This window comes from Pseudomonas sp. LPH60, from assembly GCF_030718165.1.
Taxonomy (GTDB): domain Bacteria; phylum Pseudomonadota; class Gammaproteobacteria; order Pseudomonadales; family Pseudomonadaceae; genus Aquipseudomonas; species Aquipseudomonas danubii.
Window position 1 is genome coordinate 46,162 of the sequence record NZ_JAVAJH010000011.1, and the last position, 20,511, is coordinate 66,672.

Sequence of the window (20,511 nt, forward strand, 5' to 3'; positions counted from 1 at the left end):
GCCCCGGCGAGGAGGCGCCATTCAGGCATTGCGCTAGCCCGGCGTTGTGGTATTTGATGGTCGCCCCCATGGCCGGAGATGCCCCGGCCACCCTTCTAGCACAAGGATTTCGCCCATGAGCTATCGCACCCTCGGCCATTCCGGTCTCAAGGTTTCCAGCCTGACCCTGGGCACCATGATGTTCGGCGAGCAGACCAGCACCGAAGACTCGCTGCGCATCATCGACAAGGCTTGGGACCAGGGGATCAACTTCATCGACACCGCGGACGTCTACACCCAGGGCCGCTCCGAGGAAATCGTCGGTGAAGCCATCGCCCGCCACCGCCATGAGTGGGTGCTGGCGTCCAAGGTCGGCTTCGGCCCGGCGGATGGCGTGCCCAACCGCAGCGGCCTGAGCCGCAAGCACATCTTCAACTGCATCGAGGCCAGCCTGACCCGCCTGGGCACCGACTACCTGGACATCTACTACCTGCACCGCGAGGACCACAACACCCCGCTGGAGGTGAGCCTCTCGGCCATCGGCGACCTGCTGCGCCAGGGCAAGATCCGCTACTGGGGCCTGTCCAACTACCGAGGCTGGCGGATTGCCGAGGCCATTCGCGTGGCCGACCAGTTGGGGGTGGACCGCCCGGTCATCAGCCAGCCGCTGTACAACATCGTCAACCGCCAGGCCGAGACCGAGCAGATCACCGCGGCCAAGGCCTATGGCCTGGGCGTGGTGCCTTACAGCCCGCTGGCCCGTGGCGTGCTCAGTGGCAAGTACGCGCCGGACACGGCCCCGGACAGCAGCAGCCGCGCCGGACGCCAGGACAAGCGCATCCTGGAAACCGAGTGGCGGGTGGAATCCCTGCGCATCGCCCAGCAGATCCAGGCATACACCCAGGACCGCGGGGTCGGTATCGTCGAGTTCGCCATCGCCTGGGTGCTGAACAACCAGGCGGTGAGTTCAGCGATTGTCGGTCCGCGTACCGAAGCCCAGTGGGACGCCTACACCCGGGCCCTTGAGGTGAAGATCAGCCCAGAGGATGAAGCCTTCATCGACGCCCTGGTGACCCCGGGGCACGCCTCGACGCCGGGCTTCAACGATGTGAGTCATTTCGTCTCCGGTCGTTTTCCGCACCTGGGCTGAACGCTGCCGGTGGCGGCGCAAAGGCGCGCGCCACCGGCCTTGGGCTCAGCAGGCTCGGCGGCACTGTGGCCATAAACGAGAAAAAATCCCGCCACGATGGCGCAATCAGAGCAAAAAACTCGCGCCTGACCCTCTATATTCCCCCTCGCTTCTCCCCCCTATTTCTATGTGTCCCGAGCGTTCGGGTATTACGAGGACAGTGTGTCTAAAGGAATTGCCTTATCGGTCCTGGCGTCGGTGCTGTTTGCCGTCATGTATTTCTACACCTCCCTGCTGACGCCCCTGACCGGGGTGGAGATTTTCGGCTGGCGGATGCTGCTGACCCTGCCCTGCATGACCCTGTTCATGATCTTCAGCGGCGAGTGGCACCGGGTCGGCCAAGTGCTGCGCCAGGTGGCAGGCAAACCGCTGCTGAGCCTGGTGTTGCTGCTGTCGTCGGCCCTGGTGGGGGTGCAGCTCTGGCTGTTCATGTGGGCGCCGCTCAACGGCTACAGCCTGGATGTGTCACTGGGGTACTTCCTGCTGCCGCTGACCATGGTCCTGACCGGACGCATCGTGTATGGCGAGCGTCTGTCGCGCCTGCAGAAAGTGGCCACGCTGCTGGCCTGCCTCGGGGTGCTCAACGAGTTGTATCAAGTGGGCAGTTTTTCCTGGGCGACCCTGGTGGTGGCCGTGGGCTACCCGGTGTATTTCGTCCTGCGGCGGCGCCTGGGCACCGATCATCTGGGTGGCCTGTGGCTGGACATGGCGCTGTTGATCCCGGTGGCACTGTGGTTTGTGCAAGGCGGCGAACAGGGATTTGCCGTGGTGGACAGCCATCCCGGCCTGTACCTGCTGATTCCTCTGCTGGGGGTGATCAGCGCCTCGGCGCTGGCGTGCTACGTCATCGCCAGTCGCTTGCTGGCCTTCAGCCTGTTCGGCCTGCTCAGCTATGTGGAGCCAGTGTTGCTGCTGTTTGTCGCCCTGCTGCTGGGGGAAAGCATCAAGGCCGGGGAATGGCTGACTTACATCCCGGTCTGGCTGGCGGTGCTGGTGCTGGTGCTCGAAGGGGTCAGGCACCTGCTGCGCCAGCGCCGCAACTGATCGACGCGCCCGCATGGGCCTGGGCAGCCCAGGTTCGGGCGCCGTTGGGGATCAGGGTTTGATCTGCTTGAGCTCATTGAGCAGGGCCAGCAAGGCCTGCATCTTGTCCTCGCCAAATTGCTGCTGGATTTTCTGGTAGTTGATTTCCATGTCGCCGCTCATGGATTCGAAACAGGCCTGGCCCTTGTCGGTCAGGGTGATGAACAGGCGGCGCTGGTCCTCTGGGGATTTGCGACGGCTGACGTACTCGTCACGCTCCAGGCGGGTCAGCACGCCGGTCATGCTCGGTGGCAGGATGCAGGCCATCTTTGCCAGTTGGTGGCTCTCCAGCTCGCCGTTCTGGCGCAGGATGCGGATCACCCGCCACTGCTGTTCGGTCAGGTCGTGCTGGTTCAGCGAGGGGCGGAAAAAGGCCATGGCGGCCTCACGGGCCTGCAACAGGGTCAAGGTCAGGGACGGTCTGGGTGTGTTCATCGAGGCATCGGTCAAGGGCTGGGAAACAAAGGCGGAAACATTAACACATTCACTATCGCCAACCGACAGGCAATATAAAGCCCGATCAGGCATGGCCTGATCGGGCTCTGTGTTCAAGCCTGCCGAGGGTTACTCGGTGGCCAGTACCCCGCGACGCACCTGGTCGCGTTCGATCGATTCGAACAGTGCCTTGAAGTTGCCCTCGCCGAAACCATCGTCGCCTTTACGCTGGATGAATTCGAAGAATACCGGCCCCATCAGGGTTTCCGAGAAGATCTGCAGCAGCAGGCGCTTGTCACCGGCTTCCGAGGAGCCGTCCAGCAGGATGCCGCGGGACTGCAACTCATTGACCGGCTCGCCGTGGTTCGGCAGGCGGCCTTCGAGCATCTCGTAGTAGGTTGCCGGCGGCGCGGTCATGAAGCGCATGCCGATCTTCTTCAGCGCGTCCCAGGTCTTCACCAGATCGTCGGTGAGGAAGGCCACGTGCTGGATGCCCTCGCCATTGAACTGCATCAGGAACTCTTCGATCTGCCCGGCGCCCTTGGACGATTCCTCGTTCAACGGGATACGGATCATGCCATCCGGAGCGGTCATGGCCTTGGAGGTCAGGCCGGTGTATTCGCCCTTGATGTCGAAGTAACGGATCTCGCGGAAGTTGAACAGCTTCTCGTAGAAGCCGGCCCAATAGGCCATGCGCCCGCGATACACGTTGTGGGTCAGGTGGTCGATGATCTTCAGGCCGGCACCCGGTGGGTTGCGGTCCACGCCTTCGAGGAACACAAAGTCGATGTCATAGATCGAGCTGCCTTCACCGAAACGGTCGATCAGGTACAACGGCGCGCCGCCGATGCCCTTGATTGCCGGCAGGTTCAACTCCATCGGCCCGGTTTCAATGTGGATCGGCTGGGCGCCCAGTTCCAGGGCACGCTTGTAGGCCTTTTGCGAATCCTTGACCCGGAACGCCATGCCGCATACCGACGGGCCGTGTTCAGCGGCGAAGTACGAGGCAACACTGTGGGGTTCGTTGTTGAGGATCAGGTTGATCGCACCCTGGCGGTACAGATGCACGTCTTTTGAACGATGGGTCGCGACTTTGGTGAAACCCATGATCTCGAAGATCGGTTCGAGGGTATTGGGGGTAGGCGATGCGAATTCGATGAATTCAAAGCCCATCAGGCCCATTGGGTTTTCGAAGATATCTGCCATGGTTGGCGCCTCATCATATTTTTAGAATTAACGGATCGTTAGTTGCTATCAATGCTGAGGAAAGAAGGCGGTGCGCAGGAGATGCCCCGCACGCTGCGGGCGAGGAAGTCACCGTAGATCAGTTGAAACCCGAGAATCTTCATTTCGACCCTGTCTTACAGGCTGGGGGGCGAGGCTTCTGCTGCCAGAAGACTTTATTATTGTATGCGTAACCGGATTCTACACAGCGTAAAAGCCTTTGTCCGCATTCTCTATAAAATCGCCTTTTTCGCCTGGCCCGCAAGGGGTTTGTTGCACTGGTAGATGCCGCCGAGAATCAACACCCCGCCCATTCCCATCACCAGGCTCAGTTGCTCTCCCAGCAACAGTGCGCCCAGCAGGACTGCCGTCAGCGGGTTGAGGGCAATGAATACTCCGGAGCGGGTGGCACCGATGCGTCGCAGGCCGTCGTAGTACCAGATATAGGCCAGCGCGGAACCCAGGACGCCCAGGTACAGCAGGCTCAAGCCCTGGCTCAGGTCCAGGCGGACAATGGCATGCAGGTCAAACTCACCCCGGGCCAGGGTTGCAGCCCACAGCATCAGGGTTCCCATCAGGATCGAATAGGTAACGGTCTGCAACGGGCCAAGGTGCTGATTGAGACCTTTGGAACACAGCGAGTACACCCCCCAACCCAGGACGCAGCCGAGTATCAGCAGGTCGCCATACCAGCCCCCTGCCCCGGCAGCCAGGGCCGAAGGATCGCGACTGCAGATCACCAGGGCCGCGCCACTCAGGCACGACAGGATGCCCAACAACTTGCGCCGGCTCAGGCGTTCCTTGAACAGTGCCCAGGACGCCAGGGCAATCACCGCAGGATTGAGCGCCACGATCAGGGACGCCCGCGAGGCGTTGACCTGTTGCAGGCCGAGGAAGAAGCACAGGTTGTAGAAGAAGATGCCGAAGAACCCCAGGAGCGCCAGTTGGCTGAGCTGCTTGAGGCTGGGTCTGACCAGGGCAATGCGCGCCACCGCCATGAAGCCAAGCAGGGCCAGGCTGGCGAGCAAGAAGCGCAGACTGGCAGCCAGCCAGGGGGAAAGCCCGCCGGCCAGGTAACGCCCGGCGACGAAGGTGCCGCCCCAGATCATGGTCACTGCCACCAGTTTGCAATAGACCGACAGGCCTGCGTGATCGGCCGCCAGGGCGCCGCTAATACTGCTTTCACTCATGATCATGCTGCTCTGTGGTCGTGGATTTGTGCTCTGAGGTCATTCTTTGTCTAATGGCTCATCATCGTAAAATGAGCTTTTACTCATGACCCTGACCCAATTGGAGATCTTCTCCCGGGTGGCCGAACTGGCGGGTTTTACCAGCGCCGCCACGCGCCTGGGCATCACCCAGTCGGCCGTGTCCCACGCCATCAAGTCCCTGGAACAGGAACTGGGGGTCGAACTGTTCCGCCGCCATCAGGCCCAGGTCGAGCTCACCGATATTGGTGGCCAACTGTTGCTGCGGGCCCGGGCCATGCTGGGGCTGGCGGCGACCTTGGAACAGGAGGCCGCCGATGCTCGGGGCATGAAGCGCGGCACCTTGCGCATCGGCTCCTTTGGCCCCACCTCCTCCATGCGCCTGTTGCCATCCATCCTCGAGGAGTACCGGCGCGAGCATCCGGGGATCGAGGTGCATATCGACGAGGGGCCGGATCGCCAGGTGCTGCAATGGCTGGAGGAGCGACGGGTCGACGTCGGCTTCGTGGTGTTGCCCGAGGAGCGTTTCGATACCTTCGCCCTGATCGAGGACCAGTTGATGGCGCTGATTCCCGCAGGCCATGCCCTGGCCCGGGAGCAAGAGATCCGCCTCGAACAGCTGTGTCACGATCCCTTCGTGCTGACCGAAGCCGGCTCGGCCGAGCTGGTTACGCGCTTGTTCATCGGCGCCGGCCTGAGCCCCAACATCCGCTACCGCAGTTCGCAACTGCTCAGCACCCTGGAAACCGTGGCCCGGGGTGACGCCTTGAGCATTCTGGCCGAGCTGTCCTTGCCCCCGACTGCGGACGCCCGCTATGGGAGCAAGCCCCTGTCGCCGCCGGTGCGGCGCCAAGTGGGGATCGCCGTGCTCGATCGGCGCCAGGCATCGCCGGCGACACTGGCCTTCATCCAGCATGCGCAACGTCTGTATCGTCATCCAAAGCCGTCTATCCTGCGATGATCCAGACAATGTCAGGAGGCTGCCGCCACCGCTGCGGCAGCCAGACGCTGGCCCGCCCCTCCTCCGCCACAGGTTCGATCCATGCCCCTGACCGCCAAAGGTCCGCTCAAGCGTTCTACCCGCAGACTCTGGACAGTGTTGGCGATTGTGCTTCCCATCGGACTGGGGGCCGTCATTTACTACGCCCAGGCCGAACGAGCGCTGGTGCGCAGCAGCCTGGAAACCGCCGAGGAAGCCATCCGCCAGTTCGACCTGATGCTGGACAACACCGATATTGCCGCCAGGGCGCTGCTGCCCCAGGCAGGTCTGGAGTGCGACGAGGTACGGCAACTGGCCCTGAGGAACCAAGTGACTCGCCGACCATTCGTGCGCTCGACCAACCTGGTGTGGCGCAACAACAACTATTGCAGTTCATTGCTGGGCAGCTATCCGGTGCCCCTCGATCCCCGGGATTACGTTGACGGCCGGCTCTGGCTCATGAGTGGCAATCCCGTCACCCCCAACACCGCGCTGCTGATCTACCGCTTGAGTGAGGGGGAGCGCTCGGCCCTGGCGACCATCGACGGTTATCACCTGACCAACGCCCTGCGCCTGATCAGCCGCTTCGCTCATTTGCGGCTGCAGGTGGGCGAGCATTGGCTGTCCAGTGATGGCGGGGTCCACGACGGCGCACCGCCACTGGCAGCAGTGGCCCCCCTGCATCTGAGTTCATCGCGTTATCCCTACAGCGTCAGTACAGGATTTCCCGAGGGGGACATCTGGAAATACATGAAAAGCCAGTACCCGGCGTTGTTCAGCCTGCTGGTCTTTCTCGGTGCCGGCGCCGGTGTCCTGGCCCACTGGTTGCAGAAGCGCTCCGCCTCTCCCAGCCATGAATTGCGCCGGGCACTGGAAGCCCGGGAGTTCATCCCATACTTTCAGCCGGTGGTGCGCGGTGACACGCTGCAATGGGCCGGCATTGAAGTGCTGATGCGCTGGCAACATCCGCGAGAGGGACTCGTGCGTCCGGACCTGTTCATCCCTTTCGCCGAACATTCCGGGCTGATCGTGCCCATGACCCGTTCGCTGATGCAGCAGACGATGCAGGTGCTGGCCCCCCACGCCGCTGGCTTCACCGACGGTTTTCATATCGGCATCAACATCACTGCCAGTCACTGCCATGACTTGCAGTTGCTGGAGGACTGCCGGGAGTTTCTCGCCGCCTTCCCTCCCGGCAAGGTGATCCTGGTGCTGGAGTTGACCGAACGCGAACTGATCGAGCCCACAGCCACCACCCAGCAGCTGTTTGCCGCTCTGCACGAACTCGGGGTAATGATCGCCATCGACGACTTCGGCACCGGGCATTCCAGCCTGGGTTATCTGCGTCAGTTCAATGTCGATTACTTGAAGATCGATCAAAGCTTTGTCGCCATGATCGGTGCCGACGCACTGTCGCTGCATATACTCGACAGCATTATTCAACTCTCGACCAAACTCGATCTGGGCATCGTCGCCGAAGGTATTGAAACTGCCGAGCAGCGGGATTACCTGGCGGCTCAAGGCGTGGATTTCCTGCAAGGTTATTTATTTGGGCGCCCCATGCCCAGTGCGGAATTTGTTGCGGCCCTGGCGCGCCATTAAATAGCCATACCAGAACATTAAGTGCTCGACTACGGTAACTCGGGATACGCACCAATTTGATTCAATTGGCAAATACAGGCTTGAACAAGAACAACCTGATTTACTCTCGCGCCATTAACTACTACAATTTTTCCCGCCTGTACAAGATTCACAGGTAGGCCACTTAATCGAGCCTTAACCGGCTTATGGCTTATAGCTTTGTTTGTGGTTTGTATCAGCCAAAATAGACTATTGGAGTGAAGATATTGTCCAGACTTGCTGAATTTCGTGCTGCAGAAAAAGCACTTCAAGAACAGCTCGCGCAGCTTGAATCCCTGAAGAACGACGCCGGACTCAAAAAGGAAATCGAGTTCGAAGAGAAACTTCAGGCCCTGATGAAATCCTACGACAAGAGTTTGCGTGACATTATCGCAATCCTTGATCCCAACCTGGGCAAAAGCGGCCTGCCACAAGCCAACGCCCCTAAACAGCGCCGCGCACGTGTGGTGAAGGTCTATCAGAACCCGCACACCGGTGAACTGATTGAAACCAAGGGCGGCAATCATCGCGGCCTGAAAGCCTGGAAAGAACAGTACGGTGCTGCCACTGTGGATTCCTGGCTGCGCGCTTGAACAAAGCCGCCACCTGAAAAAGGCCCTGCATATGCAGGGCCTTTTACATTGACAAGAGTATTCTTATTACGACTTGAATCTAAGGGAAGATCCAGCCCAACCGATGGCAATCAGCCATCTCGCGATAGGCTTTGCTATAAAGCCAGCCCCCAAAGCAACTAGTCGCTTAATGCCTTTCTCGAAAACGAACTCGCTACACGCGAAAAGCAAACCGACTGTTTCAGATTTTTCCTTAAAGTTTGAGGCTATTTCGTACAGCCAGTATCTGATCCTGACTATCGGCATAAGCCGCCGCCTGACCGGCGTATGAAAGTACATAAGCCTTATCCTCATCCAGTGCCGCCACCAGTGTTTGCGACAACACATGTCGCCCATTCTGGGTAATGGTACAAGTGGTCTCCAGAGCGTCCAGACGACTCAACTGTGCAGCATGAATCTTGTTACAGACACTCTGATATCCACTGCGGGCAAAGTCTTTCTGCACTGACTTGCGCATCTCCAGCAATACCCCTTGAAGATTGACTACATGCCCGCGTTCCACCTGGGTCATGGTCAACTCCATGACCAGTTGCGGATTGCCCGCGGCATCATTCTTCACCGCCCGCTGCCGGGAAACCTGCGCAGCCTGATCCGCCTCCTGGACCGGCACTGGCTCCACAGTCCAGCCCTCGGGCCAGGCAACCTCCGGTTGCGCCTGGACAACGCCCGCAAACATCAACAGTAAAACGGCCACAGCCTGGGCTCTAAGCGACTCGATCATGGATTGGCACACTAAAGAAACGGGCCTTGAAGTCTGAGCCCGGCGCCAGGAATGGGCAATAGATCAGGAGCTTTGGGTTTGGCGCCATCCTGTCCAGTTGCGTATCATTGCCCGCTTCCAAGGATGTCCGAACCATTGCCAGACAAGGACTTCCCCGCCCTCGCGGGCAGCCTTTGCCGCACTTTCTTCTGGAGGGCCCATGAGCCTCAACGAACTCAACACTTTCCCTGGCGTGACCGCCCAACCGGACGCAGCCACTGCTCGTTTCGTCTTCAACCACACCATGCTGCGGGTCAAGGACATCACTCGCTCCCTGGACTTCTACACTCGGGTCCTGGGCTTTTCCCTGGTGGAAAAACGTGATTTCCCCGAAGCCGAATTCAGCCTGTACTTCCTCGCACTGGTGGACAAGTCGCAGATTCCGGCCGACGCTGCGGCCCGTACCGAATGGATGAAGTCGATCCCCGGGATTCTCGAGCTGACCCACAACCACGGCACCGAGAACGATCCGGATTTCGCCTACCACAACGGCAACACCGACCCGCGTGGCTTCGGCCATATCTGCATCTCGGTACCGGATATTGTCGCTGCCTGCGAACGTTTCGAGACCCTGGGCTGCGACTTTCAGAAGCGCCTGAATGATGGCCGCATGAAGAGCCTGGCCTTCATCAAGGACCCCGATGGCTACTGGGTCGAGATCATCCAGCCAGCGCCGCTGTAACCCGATGCAGGTGCAGAGCCGGCCTGTGTAGGAACTGGATTGCCAGCGAACGCATCCGCAAGGACTGCGCCAGGCCCAACAGCCTCTTCACTGGCAAGCCGGCGCCGACCCAGGCAGCCATAAAAAAACCCCATGAGCCAGGCTCATGGGGTTTTGTTTGTTCAGCGGCCGATCAAGCCGGTGCTGATGTGCGGATCAAGTGATCGAATGCACTGAGGGAAGCCTTGGCGCCCTCACCCACCGCAATCACGATCTGCTTGTAGGGCACGGTGGTCACGTCTCCGGCAGCAAATACGCCGGGCAGCGAAGTCTCGCCACGGGCATCGACGATGATCTCGCCACGAGGCGACAGTTCTACCGAGCCCTTGAGCCAGTCGGTGTTGGGCAGCAGGCCGATCTGCACAAAGATGCCTTCCAGGTCCACCGTGTGGAATTCACCCGAATCGCGATCCTTGTAGGCCAGGCCGGTGACCTTCTGCCCATCACCCTTCACTTCACTGGTCAGGGCACTGGTGATGACCTTGACGTTGGGCAGGCTGTACAGCTTGCGCTGCAACACGGCATCGGCCCGCAGCTTGCTGTCGAACTCCAGCAAGGTGACATGGCTGACGATACCCGCCAGGTCGATAGCCGCTTCGACGCCGGAGTTACCGCCACCAATCACCGCCACCCGTTTGCCTTTGAACAGCGGACCATCGCAGTGCGGGCAGAAACACACGCCCTTGGCCTTGTACTCCTGCTCACCCGGCACACCCATTTCACGCCAACGGGCACCTGTCGCCAGGATCACCGACTTGGCCTTCAAGCTGGCGCCGCTTTCAAACTGAATCTCATGCAGGCCGCCCACTTCCTTGGCCGGCACCAGGGCACTGGCTCGCTGCAGGTTCATGATGTCGACGTCGTATTGCTTGACGTGCTCTTCCAGTGCCGCGGCCAGTTTTGGCCCTTCGGTCTCTTTCACCGAAACAAAGTTCTCGATGGCCATGGTGTCCAGTACCTGGCCGCCGAAGCGCTCGGCCGCGACCCCGGTACGAATGCCTTTACGAGCGGCGTAGATGGCTGCCGAAGCACCGGCGGGACCGCCGCCGACCACCAGCACATCAAAGGCCTCTTTGGCGTTGAGCTTCTGCGCTTGCTTCTCTACCGCACCGCTGTCGAGCTTGGCGAGGATCTCTTCCAGCCCCATGCGGCCCTGACCGAAGTTCACGCCATTGAGGTAGACACTGGGCACCGCCATGACCTTGCGCTCATCGACTTCGGCCTGGAACAGCGCGCCGTCGATCGCCACATGACGGATGTTCGGGTTGAGGACCGCCATCAGGTTCAAGGCCTGGACCACGTCCGGGCAGTTCTGGCAGGACAGCGAGAAGTAGGTTTCGAAGTTGAACTCGCCTTTGAGCGAGCGAATCTGCTCGATCACTTCAGCACTGGCTTTCGACGGATGGCCGCCCACTTGCAGCAGGGCCAGCACCAGGGAAGTGAATTCGTGGCCCATCGGAATACCGGCGAAACGCAGGCTGATATCGCCTCCCGGGCGATTCAACGTGAACGACGGCTTGCGCCCATCGGTACCGTTGTCGAGCAACGTAATCTGGTTGGAAAGACTGACAATGTCTTTGAGTAACGCGAGCATTTCCTGGGATTTCGCACCGTCGTCGAGGGAGGCGACGATCTCGATCGGCTGGGTGACCCGTTCCAGGTATGACTTCAACTGAGCTTTAAGATTGGCGTCCAACATACGGGCGATTTCCATGTTCTGAATAAAGAGATGGTTCGGTAAAAAAAAACGCCCGAGCGAATCTCGCCCGGGCGTTTTAGGGGCGGTGCAGCTGACTTAAGTGCGGATCACCGCCCTTGGGTAATGCATGGACTTAGATCTTGCCAACCAGGTCCAGGGACGGAGCCAGAGTGGCCTCGCCTTCTTTCCACTTGGCTGGGCAGACTTCGCCTGGGTGAGCGGCAACGTACTGAGCGGCCTTGATCTTGCGCAGCAGCTCGGAAGCGTCACGGCCTACGCCGCCATCGTTGATTTCAACGATCTTGATCTGGCCTTCCGGGTTGATCACGAAGGTACCGCGGTCAGCCAGACCGGCTTCTTCGATCAGCACGTCGAAGTTGCGGGAGATGGCCAGGGTCGGGTCGCCGATCATGGTGTACTGGATTTTGCCGATGGCTGGCGAAGTGTTGTGCCAGGCAGCGTGAGCAAAGTGGGTGTCGGTGGAAACGCTGTAGATCTCAACGCCCAGTTTCTGGAATTCGGCGTAGTTGTCGGCCAGGTCTTCCAGCTCGGTTGGGCAAACGAAGGTGAAGTCAGCCGGGTAGAAGAACACGACAGACCATTTGCCTTTCAGATCAGCGTCCGACACTTCGACGAATGCGCCGTTTTTGAATGCGGTAGCTTTGAACGGTTTAACTTGGCTGTTGATGATAGGCATCGTTGACTCTCCATCAGTGGTTGAAAACATTGGGTGAAAACTTGATGGGGAGAATCCTAACCAATGACTTGCCGCTTGGCTCATTGGCAAACCTGATGCTATCGATTGGCTTTGACTATCAGCCGACAGTATTAATAGAAGAAACCTTTGATTACCGACGGACCGGCTGCGGATCAATCAGCGCCATGCCCATGAACGGGCTGGCCTCCACGTAGCGCATGGCGGACTTCAGGTCCTTCCAGCCCACATAGCTCATCAGGGACTTGAGGTCCCACCCGTTGCGATGGGCCCAGGTGGCAAAACCACGGCGCAGGGAGTGGCTGGTGTAATGCTCGGCATCAATGCCGGCGCGCTCCAGGGCCTGGCGCAGTAACGGAATCACGCTATTGGCGTGCAACCCCTGTTCGCTCAGGTGGCCCCAGCGGTCGATGCTGCGAAACACCGGACCACGCACCAGCGCGGCGCTGTTGATCCAGTCGACATAGGCCTGCACCGGGCATAAGCGCTGCAGCGCCGGCGTGTGAAAAGTGCGCCCCAGGTTGTCGCGATCACCCTTGCTGCGCGGCAGATAGAGGCTGATGCCGGAACCGGCCACAGCCTGCACATGCTCGATCTGCAAGCGACACAGTTCATCACTGCGAAAACCCCGCCAGAACCCCAGCAGGATCAGCGCCCGGTCGCGGCGTGCTCGCAACAGGTCGGCCTGACGGCCTTCGGCGGCAGCGGCTGTGCCCTCCTCGTCAAGCCAGCCAATCACCTGCTCCAGGTGCCGTAACTGCAAGGGCTCGGCTTGTTTCTCACGCACTGGATGCAATGCACGAATGCCCTTGAACACTTGGCGTACCACCGGCGCCTTGGTCGGATCGGCAAAGCCCTGGCTGTTGTGCCATTGAGCCAGGGCAGAAAGGCGCAACTTCAGGGTGTTGATCGACAACTCCCCGGCGTAGGCCGCGAGATAACGCGCCACGCTCTCCGCCGTCGTCGGCAGGAATCCGCCCCACTGCACCTCGAAATGCTCGATCGCTGCCCGATAACTGCGACGGGTGTTATCGCGGGTAGCGGCTTGCAGGTAACGATCCAGTTCACTCATGACAATTCAACCCCGGCAGATGTACGGCCACAAAAGACAAAGAAGCGCCGCATGCCCCGTGACACTGGGTAATACTACAATATCCCAGGTCATATTTTCTCTATCTAGCAGCTTCATCCATCTGTACAATAACCATCAATTACATACCATGTATCACAGTATCAAATCGTTGGAGGAGCCATGGCTCGCGGAGGCATAAACAAGGCGGTGGTGAAGAAAGCGCGTCAGGCGATTCTTGCCCGCGGCGAACACCCCAGCATCGATGCAGTACGCATAGAAATGGGCAATACCGGCTCGAAAACCACCATCCACCGCTATTTGAAGGAGCTGGATGACGGCACCAGCCGCCGAGATGCGGGCCCGATGCCGCTGGATGAAGAGTTGAGCGAACTGGTGGGACGACTGGCTCAACGCCTGCAGGAGCAGGCCCAGGAACCTTTGGAACAGGCCCTCGCCCACTCCGAACAACAGAAGCGGGCCTTCGAGCAGCAATTGGAGCAAGCGCGGCAGACCCAAGAGCAACTGCAACAGCAGCTACAAATCCAGGCCAGCGCCCTGGCCGGGGAAAGTGCCGCCCTGCAAGACACCCGCTCCATGCTGCAGAGCGAACAGACCCGCAACGCCGAACTCAATCAAGCCTTGAAGGATTGCCATCTGCGCCTGGAAGACAAGGAGCAACAGATCCGCTCCCTGGAAGAAAAGCACCTGCATGCCCGGGACGCCCTGGAGCACTATCGCGTCGCCAGCAAGGAACAACGCGAACAGGAACAGCGTCGCCACGAAGGCCAGATCCAACAGGTGCAAATGGAGCTGCGCCAGGCTCAGCAGAGCGCACTGGTGCGCCAGGATGAAATCACCCAACTGCATCGTGACAATGAACGTCTGCTCAGCGAGCAGCGAGCCACCCACAAGGAGCTTAAGCTGGCCCAGGACGCCGCGAGCAAGAGCACCGTATCGCAAGCACTGCTCAGCGAGCAGCTGGCGCGTCAGGACAGCGCCGTCGCCCTGCTCCAGGAACGCTTGCGCGTAGCCTCGGAGGAGATTCAGGCACTCAAGGAAAGAGCCGACAGCCAGACTCGATTGAGCAAGGAGATGGAGTTGCGCGCCGCCAAGGCCGAGGCCGGCCTTGAGGCGCTGCGCCTGGCTGCGGCAACCAAGGCGCAGCCAGACACGCCTGCAGACGCGTGATCAGTCCGCGACAGGGGTACGCAGGGTAACGAACTCTTCGGCAGCCGTCGGATGCACGCCGATGGTTTCGTCGAAGTCGCGCTTGGTGGCTCCCGCCTTCAGGGCAATCGCCAGGCCCTGGACAATTTCCCCGGCATCAGGTCCAACCATGTGGCACCCCAGCACCCTGTCGCTCTCGGCATCCACCACCAGCTTCATCAGGGTGCGCTCCTGGCAGTCGGTCAGCGTCAGCTTCATCGGCCGGAAACGGCTTTCGAAGATCTGCACCTTGTGCCCCGCCTCGCGCGCCTGCTCTTCGGTCAAGCCAACGGTGCCGATATTCGGCAAGCTGAAGACCGCCGTCGGAATCATCCGATAATCCACCGGGCGATACTGTTCCGGCTTGAACAGACGCCGAGCCACGGCCATGCCTTCTGCCAGGGCCACAGGTGTCAGTTGTACGCGACCAATTACATCGCCAATGGCCAGGATCGACGGCTCGCTGCTCTGGTACTGGTCGTCGACCTCGATAAAGCCGCGCTTATCGAGTTTGACACCGGTATTCTCCAGCCCCAGGTTGTCGAGCATCGGCCGACGCCCAGTGGCGTAGAACACGCAATCTGTTGCTAGCTTGCGACCGTCCTTGAGGGTGACCTCCAGACTGCCATCGGCCTGCTTGTCGATGCGTTCGATATCCGCATTGAATTGCAGTCCCAGGCCGCGCTTGGTCAGCTCTTCCTGCAAATGCTTGCGCACCGCGCCATCAAAGCCACGCAGGAACAGATCACCGCGATACAGCAACTGGGTATCGGCACCCAGGCCGTGGAAGATCCCGGCAAACTCCACCGCAATGTAACCACCGCCCACCACCAGGACACGCTTTGGCAAAGCTTTGAGGAAGAACGCCTCATTGGAACTGATGGCATGCTCGCGACCGGGAATATCCGGAATCTGCGGCCAGCCGCCTGTGGCAATCAGGATGTGCCTGGCACTGTAGCGCTGGCCATTGACCTCCACCTGATGAGGATCGATCAACTTGGCATGGCCTTCGTGCAGGGTCACGCCACTGTTGACCAGCAGATTACGGTAGATGCCATTAAGGCGATTGATTTCGCGATCCTTGTTGGCGATCAAAGTCGCCCAATCAAAGTTCGCCTCGCCCAGTGACCAGCCAAAACCCGAGGCCTGCTCGAAGTCTTCGGCGAAGTGGGCTCCGTACACCAGGAGTTTTTTGGGCACGCAGCCGACGTTGACACAGGTACCGCCCAGATAGCGGCTCTCGGCCACCGCGACTTTCGCCCCGAAACCCGCAGCAAAGCGTGCGCAACGTACACCGCCGGAACCGGCACCAATTACATAAAGATCAAAATCGTAGGCCATTTCACTCTCCCAGGCAGACTGACAGCATAACCGCAGATGGCGATCGGGTCAGCGCCGTGGCTTTACATAAGGGCGGGCAATGAAAAAGCCACCCGAAGGTGGCTTTTTCCGACAACCCCGCGAGGCGACTATCAGTACGCCTTGCCGGTCTTGTAGAAGTTCTCGAAGCAGAAGTTGGTCGCGTCGATGTAACCCTCGGCGCCACCGCAGTCAAAACGCGTGCCCTTGAACTTGTAGGCCATTACACAACCGTTCTGCGCCTGCTTCATCAGGGCATCGGTGATCTGGATTTCACCCCCCTTGCCCGGCTCGGTCTGCTCGATCAGATCGAAGATGTCCGGCGTCAGGATGTAACGACCGATGATCGCCAGGTTCGACGGGGCGTCTTCCGGCTTTGGCTTCTCGACCATGCTGTGAACGCGATAGATGTCATCGCGAATCATCTCGCCGGCGATCACACCGTACTTGTTGGTTTCCTGCGGGTCGACTTCCTGGATGGCCACGATCGAGCAGCGGAACTGTTTGTACAGCTTGACCATCTGGGTCAGCACGCCGTCGCCTTCGAGGTTGACGCACAGGTCGTCTGCCAGTACCACGGCGAAGGGTTCATCACCGATCAGCGGGCGACCGGTCAGAATCGCGTGGCCCAGGCCTTTCATTTCGGTCTGGCGAGTGTAGGAGAACGAGCACTCATCCAGCAGTTTGCGGATACCAACCAGGTACTTTTCCTTATCGGTGCCCTTGATCTGGTTTTCCAACTCGTAACTGATGTCGAAGTGGTCTTCGAGGGCGCGTTTGCCACGGCCGGTCACGATGGAGATTTCAGTCAGTCCAGCATCCAGCGCTTCTTCAACGCCGTACTGGATCAGTGGCTTGTTCACCACCGGCAGCATTTCTTTAGGCATGGCTTTAGTCGCTGGCAGGAAGCGAGTACCGTAACCGGCTGCTGGGAACAAGCATTTCTTGATCATATGAGTCCTTAAAAAGGCTGTGCGTACGAGTTTCGGCGCAGTCTAATCAGGCCGCGTGCACCTTACAATGCCCCGCGCTGGCTAACCGCTGCCATCATAGAGAAATAAAGCGCCAGATAGTTCCGCAGCATCCTCCAGATAGCGCACGGCGTAAACCTTCATCACCTCACAGGGCTTGTAAACCGCCACCTGGAGCCTTGACCAGCCAGATCGAGATGCTTCCCATGCGAGCCCGCAAAGGCACAGACAATTGCATTTTCCACGCAACACTGATGGCACCGTCGACGGCAACGAAATAGCCCTTGGATTCCCGACACAAGAGCTGCTATATCCAGATGCGGCACTTTTCGGCAATGCCTGCGGACTAAGGTGATGCGCTGTACCGAAATGGCTATTAGCTATAGCATCGCCACATCGATACCCGCCTCCCAACACATCCCCCTCCCAGACAACGAAATCCCCCCATGAACAGACTTCTCGCAGTCACCGCTGTACTGGCTCTGACCGGATGCGCCACGGCTTCCAACACCTATCTGACCAATGGCGAACAAGGCCTGAGCATCGACTGCTCCGGGGAAGCCGGCTCCTGGGCCAGCTGCTATGAAAAAGCCGAAGCGTCCTGCGCCGGCACGGGCTATCAGATCGTCAGCACCGAAGGCACACCCGCCCCCAAGGAAAGCGACAAGACCCTGGGAGTCGACGTTGGCAACTACAAAAGCCGCAGCGTGATAGTCGTCTGCAAATAGCGGGCAAACGCCCCACTACATGTGAATCTCGGCAAACTTGATGCCCAGGCCGCGAATGGTTTCGATCAGATCGTCAAGACGGGAAAAGGATTCCACCTCGTCGCTCTCATCCACCAGAAAGTAGCTGCGTCCGGCACTCTTCTTGAAAAACACAATCCATTCCCCGGAGTTGGCCGGGTTCTGAATCACGTGAGTGGCAGAGATCAAGCCCTCTGCATGCTTTTCCCTGACGTGTTCCCGCTTCATGCTTTCTCCCAAAAAGACGATGCCGCCAAGGCTTGAACCCGGGCGGCATCGTTGACGATAGGGGATAGTTTATCGGATGCCCTGGCCTATCAGCACGCCCTCTACTGTCTGACCGTACAAATTTACCCCGTCATTGGCGTGAAACTTGATTCGGGTCTTCTCGATGGAGCCCTCCACCAGGCGCGGGTCCTGGGGCCGCTCGTGGCTGTTGACGAAGGCTGCCACATCCCAGGCCTGCTGGTCGCTCAGGCTGCCGCCCTTGCCCAGGGGCATGTTGTGCTTGATAAAGGACGCCGCCGTATTGATCCGATGCATCCCCGCGCCCCAGTTGTAGGAATCCTTGCCCCAAAGCGGCGGCATCACATAGTCCGCGCCAGCCTTCTGGCCCTGACCTTGCTCGCCATGGCAGACCGCGCATTGCGCCTGATACACCGCCGCGCCCCGCTTCAGGTCATAGCCCTTGGCAGGCTGGGCCACATCCGGATACCCCCTTCCAGGCAGCTCCACGCCCAGGGGCGCCTTGCTCGCCAGCCAGTAGGCATAGACCGACAGCGCAGTAATCTCCGGACTGTCCGCCGCCGGCGGCTTGCCACCATTCATGCTGAACTGGAAGCAGCCCTGCAAGCGTTCGGCAAAGGTGTTCACCTTGTCGTTCTTCTTGCGGTAGGCGGGATACATCGGATAGGCGCCCCAAAGCGGCGCGGAGTTGGCCAGGCGGCCCTGGTCAAGGTGACAGTTGCTGCAATTGAGCCCGTTGCCCACGTACTGCGGCGCCAGGCGCTTGGTGTCGACAAACAAGGCATGACCTTCGCGCACCAGCTTGCCGTAGGCATTGTCCGGTAACTCGCCCTCGGCCGGCGGCTGGAAGTACTGGGTATGAGCGGGAGCGCTTGGCGCCGGTATCTGCGACTGATCCTCCATGGCGATGGAGGCGGCCTGAACTTGAACGGCAAGCAATGCCATCAACGGCCCGGCAATCAATAGTTTCATGGCCGCGCCTCCTGAGGTTGCAAGCTGGCAAAGTAGTCCGCCACTGCGGTGACTTCTTCGGCACTCAAGGACTTGGCGACATGCCCCATCAGGTCGTTGGGGTCGTTGTGCCGACTGCCATCGCGCCAGGCATTGAGTTGCGCCACCAGGTAGCCGGCCGGTTGCCCGGCCAGGGGCGGAAAAGCCACACCGACACCGACACCACCAGGCCCGTGACAACTGACGCATTCGGGAACCTGCCGCTCCCAGGCGCCCCGCAAGGCCAGGCGTTCACCGACACCGCTGGCGGCCTGGCTACGGCCGATCGCTTGGGTTTTCGGCCCGGGCATGGCCGCGAGGGTGGCGGTCACGGCGGTGATTTCGTCTTCGCTCAACGCCTTGGCCAGAGGCTGCATGACCGGACTGCTGCGTGCACCGCTGCGAAAGTCACGCAACTGCTTGGCCAGATAGCCCGCCGGCAAGCCGGCAAGACGCGGGAACCCGGCGGGGGCCAGGCCCATCGCGTCCGCTCCATGACAGGCCAGACAAGCTGTTGCCCCAGGCTGAGTGCCGCCTTGGGTGAAGACTTTCTGCCCATCCACGGCGTGTGCAGATTGCGCAATCAGCAGCATCAGGCCACTCAATAGCATTCGATCCAGTGGGATCATATGGACTCCATTATTCTAGTTATATGCTTAGACCCAGCGGGCATAAGCACACAAATAGTAGGGCAATCGATCCATAGCGACAATGCGAAATTGGTGCGGGTATCTGATGCTGCTCACGAGAGCCGTTTCGGGCCCTGGCGCGGCCCTGGGCTTGGGGTCAGCCGGAGATGCAGGCCTCCCCCGCCTTGCGCACGTCCTGTGGCCGCAGGGGGTTGTTGGACATTTGCTCATGCAGCTTGATGCTGCTGCCGCCAGAGCGCTCATCGATGTAGAACACCGCCGCCGGAGCCGCCGACAGGCTCTGCGGGACGATCACCCGGTAACCTTCCTTGCGCGGCTCAACCTGCAGTGCGCCACGGCTGCCGGAGAGCTTCCCAGACAGGCAATTGGCGTACTCCTGGGGCTTCTTGCCAGAGATGACACTCAGGGTCGGCGGCGTCTGGTTGATATCCGAGACGGAGGCACAACCGCTGATGGCCATGGCCAGAACCCACACCCAGCGCTTCATATAAAATCTCCAATAAAAATCCATCCGACAGCACAGGCGCTGCTTTTCTCCAGAGGCACGGCTTTATCGCCGATAAAAATCCAAATAACTGTTTTAAATTGTCAAAGCCCGAGGCCGGGGCCGAATAATAACCCTTTGGGCCTGATAAACTGCGCCATCGCCCACGCCAACGTTTTGTTTTTGTAGATATAGCCCTTCTGGAGGCGCCCATGAAATTCATCCACCAGCGCGAGCACCTGAACGAAGACGATATCGTCGTCATCGAATGCTCCCAGGTCTGCAACATTCGCCTGATGAGCGACGCCAACTTCCGCAGCTTCAAGAATGGCGGTCGTCACACCTATCACGGCGGAGCCTTCGACAAGTTCCCCGCCAAGATCACCGCCCCCAGCACCGGCTTCTGGAACATCACCATCGACACCGTCAATCGGCGCCCCATCAGCGTGACCCGCAAGCCGAACCTGACTCACTCGATCCGCATCATTCGTCGCTCCAGCTCGAAACTGCGCTAAGCCCCAACCTCCTCGCGACAACAGGTAA

General features: G+C 59.8%; 22 protein-coding genes. 9 read left to right on the plus strand and 13 right to left on the minus strand.

Annotated elements, in window-relative coordinates; translation table 11 throughout:
* Positions 1-115 precede the first annotated feature (115 nt).
* Complete coding sequence (locus tag Q8O96_RS29260; RefSeq protein WP_305949948.1) at positions 116-1,129, plus strand: aldo/keto reductase; 1,014 nt, start codon at positions 116-118, stop codon at positions 1,127-1,129.
* Between the two features lie 201 nt (positions 1,130-1,330).
* Complete coding sequence (gene rarD, locus Q8O96_RS29265; protein WP_102863269.1) at positions 1,331-2,212, plus strand: EamA family transporter RarD; 882 nt, start codon at positions 1,331-1,333, stop codon at positions 2,210-2,212.
* 51 nt (positions 2,213-2,263) lie between these two features.
* On the opposite strand, the gene hpaR is transcribed toward rarD, so the two are convergent.
* From hpaR to Q8O96_RS29280, 3 genes are all read right to left on the minus strand, one after another.
* The gene (gene hpaR / locus Q8O96_RS29270) at positions 2,264-2,686 is read right to left on the minus strand and encodes a homoprotocatechuate degradation operon regulator HpaR (RefSeq protein ID WP_102863268.1); all 423 of its coding nucleotides are present in this window, start codon (positions 2,684-2,686) and stop codon (positions 2,264-2,266) included.
* Between the two features lie 129 nt (positions 2,687-2,815).
* Positions 2,816-3,892, minus strand: coding sequence for a 4-hydroxyphenylpyruvate dioxygenase (gene hppD / locus Q8O96_RS29275; protein ID WP_102863267.1), 1,077 nt, complete (start codon positions 3,890-3,892; stop codon positions 2,816-2,818).
* A 251-nt stretch (positions 3,893-4,143) separates the two neighbouring features.
* Positions 4,144-5,100 carry a DMT family transporter gene (locus tag Q8O96_RS29280; protein ID WP_305949949.1) on the minus strand — a complete coding sequence of 319 codons (957 nt, stop codon included), beginning with the start codon at positions 5,098-5,100 and terminating at the stop codon, positions 4,144-4,146.
* A gap of 85 nt (positions 5,101-5,185) precedes the next feature.
* On the opposite strand from Q8O96_RS29280, the gene Q8O96_RS29285 reads away from it, so the two are divergent.
* From Q8O96_RS29285 to Q8O96_RS29295, 3 genes are all read left to right on the plus strand, one after another.
* On the plus strand, positions 5,186-6,079 hold the full coding sequence (locus Q8O96_RS29285) for a LysR family transcriptional regulator (RefSeq protein WP_102863266.1): 894 nt from the start codon (positions 5,186-5,188) through the stop codon (positions 6,077-6,079).
* 81 nt (positions 6,080-6,160) lie between these two features.
* Positions 6,161-7,699, plus strand: a complete 1,539-nt coding sequence (locus Q8O96_RS29290; protein ID WP_305949950.1) for an EAL domain-containing protein — start codon at positions 6,161-6,163, stop codon at positions 7,697-7,699.
* 245 nt (positions 7,700-7,944) lie between these two features.
* A complete protein-coding gene (locus Q8O96_RS29295; RefSeq protein ID WP_102863264.1) occupies positions 7,945-8,310 on the plus strand; it encodes a histone-like nucleoid-structuring protein, MvaT/MvaU family in 366 nt (121 codons plus the stop codon).
* Positions 8,311-8,542: 232 nt separating this feature from the next.
* Here Q8O96_RS29295 and Q8O96_RS29300 read toward each other — a convergent pair whose 3' ends face one another.
* Positions 8,543-9,025, minus strand: a complete 483-nt coding sequence (locus Q8O96_RS29300) for a DUF4946 domain-containing protein (protein WP_240322092.1) — start codon at positions 9,023-9,025, stop codon at positions 8,543-8,545.
* 244 nt (positions 9,026-9,269) lie between these two features.
* On the opposite strand from Q8O96_RS29300, the gene gloA reads away from it, so the two are divergent.
* On the plus strand, positions 9,270-9,791 hold the full coding sequence (gene gloA / locus Q8O96_RS29305; RefSeq protein WP_102863262.1) for a lactoylglutathione lyase: 522 nt from the start codon (positions 9,270-9,272) through the stop codon (positions 9,789-9,791).
* 172 nt (positions 9,792-9,963) lie between these two features.
* On the opposite strand, the gene ahpF is transcribed toward gloA, so the two are convergent.
* The 3 genes from ahpF to Q8O96_RS29320 form a co-directional block, all read right to left on the minus strand.
* A complete protein-coding gene (gene ahpF, locus Q8O96_RS29310) occupies positions 9,964-11,529 on the minus strand; it encodes an alkyl hydroperoxide reductase subunit F (RefSeq protein WP_102863261.1) in 1,566 nt (521 codons plus the stop codon).
* 133 nt (positions 11,530-11,662) lie between these two features.
* Positions 11,663-12,226, minus strand: a complete 564-nt coding sequence (gene ahpC, locus Q8O96_RS29315) for an alkyl hydroperoxide reductase subunit C (protein ID WP_011061677.1) — start codon at positions 12,224-12,226, stop codon at positions 11,663-11,665.
* A gap of 151 nt (positions 12,227-12,377) precedes the next feature.
* Positions 12,378-13,316, minus strand: a complete 939-nt coding sequence (locus Q8O96_RS29320; protein WP_305949951.1) for a site-specific integrase — start codon at positions 13,314-13,316, stop codon at positions 12,378-12,380.
* 180 nt (positions 13,317-13,496) lie between these two features.
* Here Q8O96_RS29320 and Q8O96_RS29325 point away from each other — a divergent pair, with 180 nt between their 5' ends.
* Positions 13,497-14,504 carry a DNA-binding protein gene (locus Q8O96_RS29325; protein ID WP_305949952.1) on the plus strand — a complete coding sequence of 336 codons (1,008 nt, stop codon included), beginning with the start codon at positions 13,497-13,499 and terminating at the stop codon, positions 14,502-14,504.
* Here Q8O96_RS29325 and gorA read toward each other — a convergent pair whose 3' ends face one another.
* Together gorA and galU are read right to left on the minus strand one after the other, a co-directional pair.
* A complete protein-coding gene (gene gorA, locus Q8O96_RS29330) occupies positions 14,505-15,863 on the minus strand; it encodes a glutathione-disulfide reductase (RefSeq protein ID WP_102882609.1) in 1,359 nt (452 codons plus the stop codon).
* A gap of 131 nt (positions 15,864-15,994) precedes the next feature.
* Positions 15,995-16,834 (minus strand): UTP--glucose-1-phosphate uridylyltransferase GalU, encoded by an 840-nt coding sequence (gene galU, locus Q8O96_RS29335; RefSeq protein WP_007935647.1) that lies wholly within the window; start codon positions 16,832-16,834, stop codon positions 15,995-15,997.
* Positions 16,835-17,298: 464 nt separating this feature from the next.
* Between galU and Q8O96_RS29340 the strand changes: the two genes are divergently transcribed.
* A complete protein-coding gene (locus Q8O96_RS29340; protein ID WP_102863257.1) occupies positions 17,299-17,580 on the plus strand; it encodes a hypothetical protein in 282 nt (93 codons plus the stop codon).
* Positions 17,581-17,595: 15 nt separating this feature from the next.
* Here Q8O96_RS29340 and Q8O96_RS29345 read toward each other — a convergent pair whose 3' ends face one another.
* The 4 genes from Q8O96_RS29345 to Q8O96_RS29360 form a co-directional block, all read right to left on the minus strand.
* Positions 17,596-17,826 (minus strand): hypothetical protein, encoded by a 231-nt coding sequence (locus tag Q8O96_RS29345; RefSeq protein ID WP_102863256.1) that lies wholly within the window; start codon positions 17,824-17,826, stop codon positions 17,596-17,598.
* A 69-nt stretch (positions 17,827-17,895) separates the two neighbouring features.
* Positions 17,896-18,747, minus strand: a complete 852-nt coding sequence (locus Q8O96_RS29350) for a c-type cytochrome (protein ID WP_371826213.1) — start codon at positions 18,745-18,747, stop codon at positions 17,896-17,898.
* Between the two features lie 65 nt (positions 18,748-18,812).
* Entirely contained in the window at positions 18,813-19,463 is a 651-nt protein-coding gene (locus Q8O96_RS29355) for a cytochrome c (protein WP_305949954.1), read from the minus strand.
* 157 nt (positions 19,464-19,620) lie between these two features.
* Complete coding sequence (locus tag Q8O96_RS29360) at positions 19,621-19,971, minus strand: hypothetical protein (protein ID WP_102863253.1); 351 nt, start codon at positions 19,969-19,971, stop codon at positions 19,621-19,623.
* Between the two features lie 209 nt (positions 19,972-20,180).
* Here Q8O96_RS29360 and Q8O96_RS29365 point away from each other — a divergent pair, with 209 nt between their 5' ends.
* The gene (locus Q8O96_RS29365) at positions 20,181-20,483 is read left to right on the plus strand and encodes a DUF1883 domain-containing protein (RefSeq protein ID WP_011061687.1); all 303 of its coding nucleotides are present in this window, start codon (positions 20,181-20,183) and stop codon (positions 20,481-20,483) included.
* Positions 20,484-20,511: the final 28 nt, after the last annotated feature.